At 67.0% G+C, this 14157-nt stretch carries 14 protein-coding genes; 10 read left to right on the top strand and 4 right to left on the bottom strand.

The features are described 5' to 3' along the window. The first annotated feature begins 63 nt into the window (after positions 1 to 63). From rpoN to CVV76_RS16810, 3 genes are all read left to right on the top strand, one after another. Positions 64 to 1371, top strand: a complete 1308-nt coding sequence (gene rpoN / locus CVV76_RS16800; RefSeq protein WP_102225843.1) for an RNA polymerase factor sigma-54 — start codon at positions 64 to 66, stop codon at positions 1369 to 1371. 71 nt (positions 1372 to 1442) lie between these two features. Beyond that, the gene (hpf, locus tag CVV76_RS16805; RefSeq protein ID WP_102225844.1) at positions 1443 to 2018 is read left to right on the top strand and encodes a ribosome hibernation-promoting factor, HPF/YfiA family; all 576 of its coding nucleotides are present in this window, start codon (positions 1443 to 1445) and stop codon (positions 2016 to 2018) included. 37 nt (positions 2019 to 2055) lie between these two features. After that, complete coding sequence (locus tag CVV76_RS16810) at positions 2056 to 2520, top strand: PTS sugar transporter subunit IIA (RefSeq protein ID WP_102225845.1); 465 nt, start codon at positions 2056 to 2058, stop codon at positions 2518 to 2520. 205 nt (positions 2521 to 2725) lie between these two features. On the opposite strand, the gene CVV76_RS16815 is transcribed toward CVV76_RS16810, so the two are convergent. From CVV76_RS16815 to CVV76_RS16825, 3 genes are all read right to left on the bottom strand, one after another. Then, the gene (locus tag CVV76_RS16815; RefSeq protein ID WP_158243190.1) at positions 2726 to 3649 is read right to left on the bottom strand and encodes a 5'-nucleotidase, lipoprotein e(P4) family; all 924 of its coding nucleotides are present in this window, start codon (positions 3647 to 3649) and stop codon (positions 2726 to 2728) included. Positions 3650 to 3788: 139 nt separating this feature from the next. Beyond that, positions 3789 to 4493: a response regulator transcription factor gene (locus tag CVV76_RS16820; protein WP_102225847.1), complete on the bottom strand. Its 705-nt coding sequence runs from the start codon at positions 4491 to 4493 to the stop codon at positions 3789 to 3791. Then, complete coding sequence (locus CVV76_RS16825) at positions 4490 to 6457, bottom strand: hybrid sensor histidine kinase/response regulator (protein WP_233192992.1); 1968 nt, start codon at positions 6455 to 6457, stop codon at positions 4490 to 4492. Before CVV76_RS16825 ends, CVV76_RS16820 begins: the two co-directional genes overlap by 4 nt. A 240-nt stretch (positions 6458 to 6697) precedes the next feature. On the opposite strand from CVV76_RS16825, the gene CVV76_RS16830 reads away from it, so the two are divergent. Beyond that, the gene (locus CVV76_RS16830; RefSeq protein WP_233192993.1) at positions 6698 to 8671 is read left to right on the top strand and encodes an AMP-binding protein; all 1974 of its coding nucleotides are present in this window, start codon (positions 6698 to 6700) and stop codon (positions 8669 to 8671) included. On the opposite strand, the gene CVV76_RS25695 is transcribed toward CVV76_RS16830, so the two are convergent. Next, complete coding sequence (locus CVV76_RS25695; protein WP_408607890.1) at positions 8578 to 8796, bottom strand: hypothetical protein; 219 nt, start codon at positions 8794 to 8796, stop codon at positions 8578 to 8580. The genes CVV76_RS16830 and CVV76_RS25695 overlap by 94 nt on opposite strands. On the opposite strand from CVV76_RS25695, the gene CVV76_RS25465 reads away from it, so the two are divergent. From CVV76_RS25465 to CVV76_RS16855, 6 genes are all read left to right on the top strand, one after another. Continuing rightward, on the top strand, positions 8744 to 8947 hold the full coding sequence (locus CVV76_RS25465) for a hypothetical protein (RefSeq protein WP_233192994.1): 204 nt from the start codon (positions 8744 to 8746) through the stop codon (positions 8945 to 8947). The genes CVV76_RS25695 and CVV76_RS25465 overlap by 53 nt on opposite strands. Beyond that, a complete protein-coding gene (locus CVV76_RS16835; RefSeq protein WP_102225848.1) occupies positions 8940 to 9758 on the top strand; it encodes an ABC transporter ATP-binding protein in 819 nt (272 codons plus the stop codon). Before CVV76_RS25465 ends, CVV76_RS16835 begins: the two co-directional genes overlap by 8 nt. A gap of 32 nt (positions 9759 to 9790) precedes the next feature. Then, on the top strand, positions 9791 to 10777 hold the full coding sequence (locus tag CVV76_RS16840) for a branched-chain amino acid ABC transporter permease (protein ID WP_199178640.1): 987 nt from the start codon (positions 9791 to 9793) through the stop codon (positions 10775 to 10777). 34 nt (positions 10778 to 10811) lie between these two features. Next, on the top strand, positions 10812 to 11888 hold the full coding sequence (locus tag CVV76_RS16845; RefSeq protein WP_102225849.1) for a branched-chain amino acid ABC transporter permease: 1077 nt from the start codon (positions 10812 to 10814) through the stop codon (positions 11886 to 11888). Between the two features lie 82 nt (positions 11889 to 11970). Then, positions 11971 to 13260, top strand: a complete 1290-nt coding sequence (locus tag CVV76_RS16850) for an ABC transporter substrate-binding protein (RefSeq protein ID WP_102225850.1) — start codon at positions 11971 to 11973, stop codon at positions 13258 to 13260. A 67-nt stretch (positions 13261 to 13327) separates the two neighbouring features. Next, a complete protein-coding gene (locus CVV76_RS16855; protein ID WP_102225851.1) occupies positions 13328 to 14155 on the top strand; it encodes an ABC transporter ATP-binding protein in 828 nt (275 codons plus the stop codon). Positions 14156 to 14157: the final 2 nt, after the last annotated feature.

A 14157-nucleotide genomic window follows, 5' to 3' on the forward strand; every position in this document is an offset into this window, starting at 1 on the left:
CACGGCCCCCGGGGCAGGCGGACGCGGCACCCCGCGGCGCGGCATCAGGGAAAGGGCATTCCGATGGCGGTGACCCAGCGCCTCGGGATCGCCCAGCAGCCCGGCCTCGCCCTGACGCCGGGCATGCGGCAATCGTTGCAGATCCTTGCCATGCCGCCGCTCGATCTTGCGCAGGTGATCGCGCGCGAGGCAGGCTCCAACCCCTTCCTGCGTGTCACCCCGCCGTCGCGCGGAGGACTTTCGGCCTACGACATCGCGCTTGAAACCGTTGCGGCGCGGCCCTCGCTGGGCGAGGGGCTGCGGCGCCAGCTTGGGCAGATGAGCCTGCCGGGCGACGTGCACGCCGTCGCGATCTACCTGACCGGCGCGCTGCGTGACGACGGCTATCTCGACGCGACCGACGCCGAACTGATCGAGGAGACGGGCCAGCCTGCCGAGCTGGTGGCCGAGGCGATAGCCGCGCTGCAACGCTGCGAGCCGGCGGGGGTGGGCGCGCGCGACCTTGCCGAATGCCTGGCGCTGCAACTCGCCGACAAGGGCGTGGCGCCGGATCTGGCCGCGCAGGTCGTCGCGCATCTCGACCTCTTCGCCCAGGATGACTGGACCGCGCTGTCCCGCCGGCTTGGCGTGCCGGTGACCGAGGTGAAGGCCCTTGACGCCGCGCTGCGCAGCGTCTCGCCGCATCCGGTCGACGGGGGAGAGACCTCGGCGATGCCGCTGGTGCCCGATCTGGTGGTCGACAGGGGGCCCGACGGCGGGCTGGCGGTGAGGCTGGCCGAGGGGGTGATGCCGGCGCTCAGGCTCGACTCAGCCCTGCTGGCGCGCGTGCCTGACGTGCATGACCCCTTCGTCGCGGCGGCCCGCGCCCGGGCCGAGGCGCTGATCCGCGCGGTCGGCCAGCGCGGCGAGACGCTGCTGCGAATCGGGGGGCGCCTGGTCGCCGATCAGCACCTCTTCTTCACCCGCGGCCCCGAAAACCTGGCGCCGCTCAGCCGCCGCAAGCTGGCGGACGAACTGGGGCTGCATCCCTCGACCCTCGGGCGCGCGGTGGCGGGCAAGGTGCTGATGAGTGGCGGCGCCCTCTATCCGCTGTCGCTGTTCTTCCCGTCTGGCCTGCCCGCCGGGCGGGGCGGAAGGGTTTCCAGCCACGCGGTCAAGATCGCGATACGGCGGATGGTGGAGCATGAGCCCGCCACCACGCCGCTCTCGGATGCGGCCATCCGCGCACGGCTCAATGCCGACGGCATTGACATCACCCGCAGATGTGTCGCCAAATACAGGGAAAGCATGAGGATACCCTCTTCCTTCGAGCGCCGCCGCCGCGCCCGCGACCACAAGGGCCCCGCTGCGGATCACGGCCTCAAAGGTTAATAATAACCAAGCCGGGCCAAGGCCTTGCGATCGCATGGCATCCGTGGCCTGGCAATTCCGAAGGAGGCAACATGCGCTACCAGATCAGCGGAAAACAGATCGACATCGGCGAGGCCTTGCAAAGCCACGTGAAGGCCGAGCTGGGCGAGGCGGCGGCCAAATATGCCGGCCGCCCCACGGATGCCGTCGTGACGTTCTCGCGTGCCGCGCACGAATATGTCTGCGAATCGACGATTCACCTGTCGACCGGTCTCTCGGCCACCGCCAAGGGCCACGCGACCGAGATCTACGCCGCCTTCGACGCCTGTGCCGAGAAGATGGCCAAGCAGTTGCGCCGTTACAAGCGCAGGCTGAAAGACCATCATCAGGGCCGCGCGCAGCCGGTTGAATTCGGGGCCGGTTCCGCCTATATCCTCGCCGCGTCGGAAGGGTCGGACGAGGTGGAGCCGGAATCTCTGCAACCCATGATCATCGCCGAGATGGAGACCAAGATCCCGTCTCTCTCGGTCGGTGAGGCTGTGATGCAGATGGAGCTGGCGGAATCTCATCTCCTGGTCTTCCGCAACGAGAAGCATAGCGGGGTGAACGTGGTGTACCGTCGCGAAGACGGCAACATCGGCTGGATCGATCCGCGCAACAACGGTTGATCAAGCGCGCCCGAAGGCGCCGGACAGAAGAAGGTACATGGATCTCTCCAGCATTCTGAAGCCCGGCGCCGTTCGGATCGTCGGTCACCTCACCAGCAAGAAACGCCTGTTCCAGGAAATCGGCGACATCGCGTCCCAGGTCTACGGCCTGGGCGCCCCCGATGCCGTCGACGCCCTGCAGGAACGCGAGGGGTTGGGCCCGACCGGCGTAGGCAACGGCATCGCCCTGCCGCACGCCCGGCTCCATGGCCTCGACCACATCGTCGGCGTGTTCCTGCGGCTTGAGAAATCGCTCGATTTCGGCGCGGTCGACCGCCAGCCGGTGGACCTCGTCTTCGCGCTTTTTGCACCGAAGGACAGCGGCGTCGATCACCTCAAGGCGCTGGCGCTGGTCTCGCGCACCATGCGCGACGGGCAGGTCTGCGCCAAGCTGCGCGCCAACGACGACCCGTCGACGCTCTACGCCGTACTGACCGAAGCGCGCACCAGCCAGGCGGCATAGTCCCGGCCCCTTTCCAAGGCGTGGGCGCCTGCGTCGATGTCGCGCCGGCGGGGGAGCTGCCCCCTGCACCCCCGGGATATTTGAGAGCAGAAAGTGAGAGAAGGCCTGTCTTCTTCTGAGCGGAAATATCCCACGGGGGTGCGGGGGTGTGAAACCCCCGCAGAGTCGGTGGGTGCGGGGGTGTGAACCTCCCGCGGATGTGGCCTCAGCCCTTGGGCGACCAGGGATGCAGCGCCTCGATCTTTTCCTTCCGGCGCTGGTCGGCCGGTTTTTTCCAGTCGTTGTCGAAGGCCGCCGATTCCCACGACCCGTATTCGGGGTTGGGGAAAACGATCCAGTCGTGGCCCCAGTGCTTGTGGTCGGCCTCGAACGCCTTCATCCGCGCCTTCGCGTCGCCCTTCGCCTTGTCGGTGAAGTCGCCCATGTTGTCGCCCATCAGCAGAACCACGCGATAATCCTTGGCGACATAGGCGATCCGGCTGCCCTTGGACGAGCCCCATTCGGGCTTGTCGCCCTTCGACAGGAAGTCCGTCTTCTTGGCGTCCACCGGGAAGCCGAGCGCCTTCATGTTCTCGCGCGTCGCGGGCTCTTCCGCCTTGTTGCGGTTCGAGACGTAGAAGATGTGGACCCCGTGCTTTTCCGCGTATTTCAGGAAGGCGATCGCCCCGGGCATCGCCTTCGACGTCTTGGAATTCACGTAATCCGTCCATTCCTTCGGCGAAAAGCTGGTGTGGCGGGTGACCAGCGAGGCCTCGTAATTCGCGTTGTCGAGCACGGTCTCGTCGAGGTCGGTGATGATCGCCACCGGCTTCTTCTCGTAGCCCGACCCCTCCATGTCCGGTACCGCGGTCCATCCCTTGTGGCTCAGCGCCTGGTGCAGGCGCATGCGGGCCAGGTCGAACAGACCCATGGCCACCGCCTTGTGCTCGACCGAGTTCTGCATCCACAGCGTGGCGTTCAGGTTGTCGTCCTGCGGCACGTCGGCCGGGGTGGCGGGGGCGGCCGCTGGGGCGGTGGCAGTGGTGGTGTTGGCAGTGGTGGTGTTGGCAGTGGTGGTGTCAGCGATCGCCGCGCCCGCGCCGAGGGCGAGGCTGGCTGCGACCAGCGTGGTCAGGGTCATGCGCGTCATCGGTGTCTCCGTTTCATGGCGGGCCCGACGGGCGGGCCGATCGCAGAAGCCTCCGGCGCGCGCGGGAGGAACACAACGCACAGCGCCGTCATATCGCCGTGATCGGAGCGGGGAGCGGGGGAGGCGTTCCCGGCCGCCTTCAGGTCCAGTCGACATCGCCCAGGAACAGGTAACCCGCGCCGTAGATCGTCTTGATCAGACGCGGCGTCTTCGGATCCTCTCCCAGCTTGGTGCGCAGGCGCGAGATCCGCACGTCCATCGCCCGATCGAAGCTGTCGCCTGCCGCGCCGCCCAGGGCTTCCTGCATCTGCGCGCGCGAGATCAACCGCTTCGGCGCCTCGAGGAACAGCCGCAGCACCTCGCCCTCGGCGTGGCTGAAGGGCACCTCGGCGCCGTCGGGGCCGATCATGAGGTAGCGGTCGAACTGCACTTCCCAACCCTCGAAGCGGGCGGTCATCGGCGCGCGCTCGGCCCCCGGGCGGCCCTTGCGCAGGCGGGCGCGGACGCGGGCGACCACCTCGGCCGGGTCGAACGGCTTGATGATGTAATCGTCGGCGCCCAGCTCCAGCCCGGTCACGCGGTCCTGCACCTGCGCGCGGCCCGAGACGATGATGATCGCCGCGCCCGATTCCAGCGCCAGCCGGTGGACAAGGCCCAGACCGTCGCGGTCGGGCAGGCCCAGGTCGACGAGGCAGACGTCGAAGGCGGTCTTGCGCAGCGCAGCCTCGAACTCGGTCGCGCGGCCGTAGGCGGTGGTGCGGAACCCGGCCTCGGTCAGCGCGTCCGACAGCATGCGTCGGATCTCGGGCTCATCGTCGAGAATGGCGACATGCGGTGCGCTCATGCCGCCGACCCGGTGCCCAGGAAAGCGGCGAGGCCGGTCGCGTCGAAGGGTTTCGGCAGCACCGGCACCCCCAGCGCGGCGGCGCGGCGGCAGGCCGGGTCGGCGGCGGGGAGGGACGTCATCAGGCAGCGCCGTGCCCGGGTACCGCGGGCCGTGAGCGCCTCCATCAGGTCGACGCCGGAGCGGGGGCCGGGCAGGCCGATGTCGGACAGTACGAGGCCGATCTCGGGCAGGTCGGCCAGTGTCAGCGCCTCCTCGACGCTGGCCGCCTCGATCACCGCATGGCCCCGGGCGCGAAGCATCTCGCGCACGCTCAGGCGGATTTCCTCGGTGTCCTCGACCAGAAGCACGAGGTCGGGCGCCGTCGAGGCCGGGGCGGGGGGCGCCAGCCGCAGCGGCAGGCGCAACACCACGCGGGCGCCGCCCTCGGGCCGGTTCGTCAGCCGGACCGACCCGCCGGCGAGATTGGCCTGATCGTACACCATCGAGAGCCCGAGGCCCGAACCCTCGCTGCCCTTGGTTGTGAAGAACGGGTCGAGCCCGTGCGCCAGCGCCTCGGGGGAAAAGCCGGGTCCGGTGTCGGTCACCGTGATCTCGACCCAGGTGTCGCGCACCGGGCGGGCGGCAAGCCGGATCTCGCCGCCTGCAGTCACCCCGCCCGCGCCGATCGCGTCGCGGGCATTGAGGACAAGGTTGACCAGCGCGTCCTGCAGCGGCCCCTGGTCGATCATCACCGGCGCGGTCAGCCCCGCCACGGAAACCGAAAGCTGCACCCCCTCGGGCAGCGACGGCGCCACCAGTGCCCGAAGGTCGCCCAGGTAGACAGGAAGGTCGGTCGGCACCGGCCGCGGCGCGCGCCGCCCCGAGATTCCGGCGATCCGGTCCAGAAGCCGCCCGCCGCGGCGCGCCGTCGCCTGCGTCGCCGCCACCAGTTCCGCCGCCTCGGCGGGCAGGCCGAGGCGTTCCAGCCGGGATTGCAGCCCCAGGATCACCGTCAGCAGGTTGGCGAAATCATGCGCCAGCCCCGATGACAGCTGCGCCGCCAGTTCGCGCTTGCGGGTCTGGAGAAGGGCGGCCCGGGCCTGCGCCTCCTCGGTCACGTCCATCGACAGGATGTAGACGCCGTTGACCGGACCTTCCGTCCCTTCCGGCCCGATCCGGTCGGGGGTGAAGGCGCCGCGGATTCTCCGCCCGCTGACCTCGTCGGTGAATTCGAAAACCGACGCCTCACCCGCCAGCGCGCGGTTCAGATAGGGGGCTACCCGCGCGAAGGTCTCGGGGCCCAGAACCTCGGCCAGTGTCAGGCCGAGGATCTGCGCCGGCCGTCCGGGCATGACCGAGGCCAGCCGCCGGTTGGAATAGGTATAGCGCAGATCGGTACCGACATGGGCGATGTGGGCGGGCATCATTTCGGTCGTCAGGCGGGTTCGCGCCTCGGTCTCGGTCAGCTCGCGCTGGGCCTCCTCGAGCGCGGCATTGGTGGCCGCCAGGGCGCGGTTGGCCTGCCCCAGGCGTTCGGCATGGGCCAGAAGCTGTTCCGACAGTTCCGCCGAACGGGCGCGGAGCAGCGTCTCCTGGTGCTTGATCTCGGTGATGTCGGTATAGACCGTGACCCAGCCGCCCTGCGGCAGCGGCGCCCCCTCGACAGAGATCGTCCTGCCGTTCGGGCGCGGCCGCTCCATGTAGTGCGGACGAAAGGCGCGGGCGGTCTCGACCCTGTCGCGCACCGCCGCCTCGACATCCTCGACCGGGCCGTATTCGCCGCGGGTGACGAGGTAGCGGATCGTCTCCTCGAACCCCGCGCCGGGGGTCGTGAGGTGATCTGGCAGGGCGAACATCTCCTGGTAGGCGCGGTTCGACACCGCCAGCCGCAACTCGCTGTCGAAGATCGACAGCGCCTGCTGGATCAGGTTCAGCCCCGCCTGCGTAAGCTTGGCCGTCATGTCGCCCGGGTTTTCCGGCATCCGCGCCTTCCCCCTCCTCCGGGGCTGCATCGCGGATCAGCTAACTACGGCGCGGGCGTCCCGCCAAGGGCTTAGCGTGGGGCTGTTACAATTCGTTAGGATTGCGAAAAATTCCCGCAAGACTTGCAGGCCACCAATCGGAATACGGGGAAGGCGGATGTCGCAGGACATGCTCGCACCCCGAGCGTCCGGACCGAGGGAAGAGGAGCCCGCGGAACCGGCGAGGGGAGGAGGAGAAGAGTGGCGATCAGGACCCCGGACGGGGAATTCCCGTCGATTCCTGCTCTGTTGCGGCGCAACGCGCGGGACCACGGCGGCCTTGCGGCATACCGCGAGAAGGAATTCGGCATCTGGCAAAGCTGGACCTGGACAGGGGCCGAGGCCGAGATCCGGGCAATGGCGATGGGCTTCCTGGCGCTGGGCCTCGCGCGTGGCGATCATGTCGCGGTGATCGGGCGCAACCGTCCCGCGCTCTATTGGTCGATGGTGGCGGCGCAGATGTGCGGCGCGGTGCCGGTGCCGCTCTACCAGGACGCGACGGGCGATGAGATGGCCTATGTGCTGGACCATTGCGGTGCGCGCTTCGTCGTCTGCGGCGACCAGGAGCAGGTCGACAAGGTGATCGAGGTGCAGGAGGGCAGCGGCGCCCACGCGATCGAGCAGGTCGTCTATCTCGACAAGCGGGGGATGCGGAAATACGACCACGCCCGGCTCAACGCCCTGGCCGATGTGGTGGCCGAGGGCCGCGCCGCGCATCACCGCTTCGAGGCTGAACTGGACGCCCGGATCGCCGGGCTGGACCCCGACAGCACCTGTGTCATGCTCTATACCTCGGGCACGACGGGGCGGCCCAAGGGCGTCGTCCTGTCGAACCGCAACATCATCGAGACCTCGCGCGCCTCGTCCGAGTTCGACCACCTCAAGGCCGGCGACGACGTGCTGGCCTACCTGCCGATGGCCTGGGTCGGCGATTTCATCTTTTCCGTGGGTCAGGCGATGTGGACCGGCTTTTGCGTGAACTGCCCGGAATCGGACAGCACGATGATGACCGACCTGCGCGAAATCGGGCCCACCTACTTCTTCGCCCCGCCCCGGATCTTCGAGACCATGCTGACCAGCGTGATGATCCGGATGGAGGATGCAGGCCCGCTGAAGAAGCGGCTTTTCGATCATTACATGAAGCTTGCGCGCCGGGTCGGCCCGGCGATCCTTGACGGTAAGCCCGTCAGCGGGATGGACCGGCTGCGCTATGCGCTGGGGAATCTGGCTGTCTTCGGGCCGCTGAAGAACACGCTGGGCCTCACGCGAATCCGCGTGGCCTATACCGCGGGCGAGGCGATCGGGCCGGAGATCTTCGATTTCTACCGTGCGCTAGGGATCAACCTGAAGCAGCTCTACGGCCAGACCGAGGCCTCCGTCTTCATCACCCAGCAGCCGGATGGAGAGGTGCGGTCCGACACGGTGGGCGTGCCCTCGCCGGGGGTGGAGGTGAAGATCGGCGACAGCGGAGAGGTCTTCTACCGCTCGCCCGGGACGTTCGTGGAATATTACAAGAACCCCGAAAGCACGGCTTCGACCAAGGATCCGGAGGGCTGGGTCGCTACCGGCGATGCCGGGTTCTTCGAGGAAGGCACCGGCCACCTGCGCATCATCGACCGCGCCAAGGACGTCGGAAAGATGGCCGACGGCCGGCTGTTCGCGCCGAAATACGTCGAGAACAAGCTGAAGTTCTATCCCAACATCCTCGAGGCCGTGGTCTTCGGCGCCGGGCGAAGGATGTGCACGGCCTTTCTCAACATCGACCTGACCGCGGTCGGAAACTGGGCAGAGCGCAACAATATCTCCTACGCCTCGTACCAGGAGCTCAGCCAGAACCCGCAGGTGATCGCGGCACTCAAGGCCCATGTCGAGGAGGTCAACCGCTCCGTCGCCGAAGATCCGATGCTGGCGGGCTGTCAGATCCACCGCTTTCTCGTGCTGCACAAGGAACTGGACGCCGATGACGGGGAGCTGACCCGCACCCGCAAGGTCCGCCGCAAGATCATCGAACAGAAGTTCGCAGACCTGATCGAGGCGCTCTACGGCGGGGCGGACAAGATCTACACCGAGACCGAGGTGACCTATGAGGACGGCCGCAAGGGCGCGATCAAGGCGACGCTGACGATCACCGACGCGGACACGGTGCCGCGCACGCAGAGGATGGCGGCGGAATGAGTGATCAACGCAAGAGCAAGCGGACACTGGGTTTTCTGGCGCCGTGGCAATTGGTGATGCTGCCGGCCTTCGGTGCCGTGCAGTCTGGTCTCGACGCGCGCCCACGCACGGGTCGACGCTGCCAAGGACCCGGCCGAGGCGGGCGCGGTGCACTTCCTCTCGATGGCCGACGCCGGCGCCTCTCTGATGGCGGTCACGACGATCTGGCTGATCGGCACGCTGTTCCTCGGCCTCGTCTGGGTCGTATTGCGCTCAAGGGGGCAGGGTCATGAATGACATGAGCCAAGCCGCCCCCACCGCCGACGGCCGCAAGATCGGCGGTGTGCTGATGGAGATGAAGAACATCACCTTGCGGTTCGGCGGCGTGAAGGCGATCACCGACATCTCCTTCGACATCCGCGAGGGCGAGATCCGCGCCATCATCGGCCCGAACGGTGCGGGCAAATCCTCCATGCTCAACGTCATCAGCGGCTTCTACACCCCGCAGGAGGGCGAGGTCTGGTTTCGCGGGCAGCGGCGCCAGCCGATGAAGCCCTACGAGGTGGCGCGCCAGGGGATCGCGCGCACCTTCCAGAACATCGCGCTGTTCGACGGGATGACGGTGCTCGACAACATCATGACCGGGCGGCTGACGATGATGAAATCGGGGCTGCTGGCGCAGGCCCTCTGGTGGGGCCGGGCCGAGGCCGAGGAGGTCGCCCATCGCGCGCAGGTGGAAAAGATCATCGACTTTCTCGAAATCCAGGCGATCCGCAAGACGCCGGTGGGCCGCCTTCCCTACGGCCTCAAGAAGCGGGTTGAACTGGCCCGGGCGCTGGCGGCGGAGCCGAAGCTTCTGCTGCTCGACGAGCCCATGGCGGGGATGAACGTCGAGGAGAAGGAGGACATGAGCCGCTTCATCCTCGACGTGAACGACGAGTTCGGCACCACCATCGCGTTGATCGAACATGACATGGGCGTGGTCATGGACCTGTCCGACCGGGTCGTGGTGATGGATTACGGCAAGAAGATCGGCGACGGCACCCCCGCCGAGGTCCGCGCGAATCAGGACGTGATCGACGCCTATCTCGGGGTCGCCCATGACTGACCATTCCCCCAAGACCGGAGGCCGCCATGGTCCTGCCTGATACCCTTCTTTTCGCGATGGAGGCCGCGCTGAACGGCCTTCTGTCGGGGGTGATGTATGCCCTCGTGGCGCTGGGGTTCGTGCTGATCTTCAAGGCCTCGGGCATCTTCAACTATGCGCAGGGGGTGATGGCGCTGTTCGCCGCGCTCACCCTCGTGGGCATCCAGCAGGGGCAGGTGCCCTTCGCCGACCTGATCCACGCCCTCACGGGGGTGGAGATGCACGGCTTCGGCTGGACCCTGCCGGCCGTCGTGGCGATCGTGCTGACCGGTATCGTGATGATCGGCATGGCGATGGTGATCGAGACGTTGATCCTCAAGCACCTCGTCAACCAGCCGCCGATCATCCTGTTCATGGCGACTATCGGGCTGGCCTATTTCCTGGAAGGGCTGGGCGACACGATGTGGGGCTCGGACATCAAGGCGATGGACGTGGGCCTGCCGCAGGGGATCACCGGCTGGATCGACGAGAGCACCAACAGCCTTTTCGGCTACGGCTTCTATGTCGATCAGCTCAACATCGTGGCGATGGTGGTGGCGGCGATCCTTGTCACCGCGCTCACGCTCTTCTCGCAGTATTCCAAGCAGGGCCGGGCGCTGCGCGCGGTGGCCGATGACCACCAGGCGGCGCTTTCGGTCGGCATCTCGCTTCGGTTCATCTGGGTGCTGGTCTGGTCGATCGCGGGGTTCGTGGCACTGGTCGCGGGGATCATGTGGGGGGCGAAATCGGGGGTGCAGTTCTCGCTCTCGCTGATCGCGCTGAAGGCGCTGCCGGTGCTGATGCTGGGCGGCTTCACCTCGATCCCAGGCGCGATCGTCGGCGGCCTCATCATCGGGGTCGGCGAGCAATTGTTCGAATTCTTCGTGGGCCCCCTCGTCGGCGGCGCGACCGAGAACTGGTTCGCCTATGTCCTGGCCCTTCTGTTCCTCGTGTTCCGGCCGCAGGGCCTGTTCGGCGAGAAGATCATCGAGAGGGTCTGACAATGCGCCACCCCCACCCGAAACGGAGGAAGTGATGTTCTACCGCGAGGCAGGCGACTTCAAGACATCCTACCGCGACGACGGGCAGACCTTCCCGATCCGCTTCGACCGCTACCGCTATTACGCGGTGCTGGTCTTCGGCTTCGTGGTGCTGCCGTTCCTTCTGAACGACTATTGGACCAACGCTGTCTTCGTGCCCTTCCTTATCTACGCCATCGCGGCGATCGGGCTGAACATCCTCGTGGGCTATTGCGGCCAGCTCAGCCTTGGGACGGGCGGGTTCATGGCGGTGGGGGCCTATGCCTGTTACAAGCTGACGACGGCCTTTCCCGATGTGAACATCGTCTTCCACATCCTCGGCGCGGGCATCGTCACCGCGCTGGTCGGCATGCTGTTCGGCCTGCCGTCGCTCAGGATCAAGGGCTTTTACCTCGCCGTCGCCACGCTGGCCGCGCAGTTCTTCCTCGTCTGGCTCTTCAACCGGGTGCCGTGGTTCTACAACTACTCGGCCTCGGGCCAGATCTCGATGCCCGAGCGCACGGTGCTGGGCATTCCCGTCACCGGCGCCTCGGTCGCGCCCTGGGCGGGGTACCTCGTGTGCCTGGTGTTCGCCGTGGCGCTGGCCTGGATGGCGCGCAACCTGACCCGCGGGTCGGTGGGCCGCCGGTGGATGGCGATCCGCGACATGGACATCGCGGCCGAGATCATCGGGGTGAACCCCCTGAAGGCCAAGCTGACCGCCTTCGCCGTATCGTCCTTCTACGTGGGGATCGCGGGGGCGCTGTTCTTTTCGGTCTACCTCGGCGCGGTCGAGGTGGGCGAGGCGTTCGGTATCCAGAAGAGCTTTGCCGTGCTCTTCATGATCATCATCGGCGGCCTCGGCTCCATCTTCGGAAGCTTCGCGGGGGCGGCCTTCATGGTGGTGCTGCCGGTCATGATCAAGCTGGTGCTGGTCGACACGCTGGGCTGGCCTACCGACCTTGGCGCGCACATCCAGCTGATGGTCGTCGGTGCCCTGATCATCGTTTTCCTGATCGCCGAACCCCACGGCATGGCCCAGCTCTGGCGCCTGACGAAGGAGAAGCTGCGGCTCTGGCCGTTCCCGCACTGACACCGACCAACGACCGGGGGCGAACCCCGGCGGAACCGACGCGACGTCCAACTCACTGGCCCGATACGGGAGGAGAAACCAGATGAAGAAGACCCTGACGACCCTGACGCTTGCCGCGGGCCTGCTGGCCGGGGTGCCGGCGATGGCCGATCTCGTGATGCCCTCGCTCAGCTACCGCACCGGGCCCTATGCCGCGAACGGCATCCCCTTCGCCGATGCCTACGCCGATTATTTCACCCTTCTGAACGAACGCGACGGCGGCATCGGCGGCGAGAAGATCAAGCTGGTGGAATGCGAGACCGGCTACAACACCGAGAAGGGGGTGGAGTGCTACGAGAGCACCAAGGGCACCGGCGCGCTGCTGTACCAGCCGCTGTCCACCGGGATCACCTACCAGCTGATCCCCAAGGTCACGGCCGACGGCATCCCGATGCTGACCTCGGGCCTTGGCCGTACCTCGGCGGCGGACGGCAAGGTGTTCAAATGGGTGTTCAACTTCCCGGCCAACTACTGGGACGGCGCCTCGATCATGGTGAAGTACCTGCTGTCGGAGAATAACGACAGCCTGAAGGGCAAGAAGATCGCGCTGCTCTACCACAACTCCGCCTACGGGAAGGAGCCGATCCGCACGCTTCAGGACCTGTCGAAGAAGTACGGCTTCAAGCTCAGCCTGATCCCGATCGACGCCCCCGGCCAGGAACAGAAGAGCCAGTGGCTTCAGGTCCGGCGCGAGCGGCCGGATTACGTGCTGTTCTGGGGCTGGGGCGTGATGAACCCGGTCGCGATCCAGGAGGCCGCCAACATCCGCTTTCCGATGGACCATTTCATCGGCATCTGGTGGTCGGGCTCGGAGAACGACGTGAAGCCGGCGGGCGCCGGCGCCAACGGCTACAAGGCGCTGACCTTCTCGGGTGTGGGTGACGGCTTCCCGATCTACGGCGACCTCAAGAAATACGTCTATGACGCGGGCAAGGCCGCGGGCGCGGGCGACCAGCACGGCACCATCCTCTACAATCGCGGGCTCTATGCCGCGATGCTGACCGCCGAGGCGGCGAAGAAGGCGCAGGAACTGTCGGGCCACGCCCGGATCACGCCCGCCGAGATGCGCGACGGGATGGAGGCGCTGAACGTCACCGAGGACCTGATGGCCAAGGATGGCATGCCCAAGTTCGGCCCGGCCTTTCAGGTGACCTGCGCCAATCATGGCGGGTCGGGTCAGGCGCAGGTGATGCAGTGGGATGCGAAGGCGGCGAAGTGGAACGTCATCACCGACTGGATCCAGTCCGACAGCTCGGTGATCCAGCCTCTGATCGACGCCGACGCCGCGGCCTTCGCCAAGGAGAACAACATCACTCCGCGCGACTGCAAGTGATCCACCGCCCCGGCCCGGTCGCCACGAACGCGGCCGGGCCGGCGCCCTTTCCCCCGAGGTTCCAGCCATGCTCGATACCGCGCCCGCGCAGACGGAAACCCTTCTCGAGGTGAACAACATCGAGGTGATCTACAATCACGTCATCCTTGTCCTGAAGGGGGTGAGCCTGCGGGTCCCGAAGGGCGGCATCACCGCACTTCTGGGCGGCAACGGCGCGGGCAAGACGACGACGCTCAAGGCGATCTCGAACCTGCTGCATTCCGAACGCGGCGAGGTGACGAAGGGCGCGATCCGCTACCGCGGCGAACGGGTGCAGGACATGTCCCCCGCCGACCTGGTGCGCAAGGGCGTGATCCAGGTGATGGAGGGGCGCCACTGCTTTGAGCACCTGACGGTGGAGGAGAACCTGCTGACCGGCGCCTACACGCGGCGCGACGGCAAGGGGGCCGTGAGGGCCGATCTGGAGATGGTCTATGCCTATTTCCCGCGGCTCAAGGAACGACGTAAGAGCCAGGCCGGCTATACCTCGGGCGGAGAGCAGCAGATGGTCGCGATTGGCCGCGCACTGATGTCGCGCCCCGAGACGGTGCTGCTGGACGAGCCGTCGATGGGCCTCGCGCCGCAGCTTGTCGAACAGATCTTCGGTATCGTCAAATCGGTGAACGAGAATGAGGGCGTGACCTTCCTGCTGGCCGAGCAGAACACCAACGTCGCGCTGCGCTATGCCCATTACGGCTACATCCTCGAAAGCGGGCGAGTGGTGATGGACGGGCCGGCTGTCGAACTGCGCGAGAACCCGGACGTGAAGGAATTCTACCTCGGCATGTCCGACGAGGGGCGCAAGTCCTTCCGCGACGTGCGCAGCTACCGCCGCCGCAAGCGCTGGCTGGCGTGACG

Origin of the sequence: Acidimangrovimonas sediminis (assembly GCF_002871005.1) — a bacterium.
Classification (GTDB): Bacteria; Pseudomonadota; Alphaproteobacteria; order Rhodobacterales; family Rhodobacteraceae; genus Acidimangrovimonas; species Acidimangrovimonas sediminis.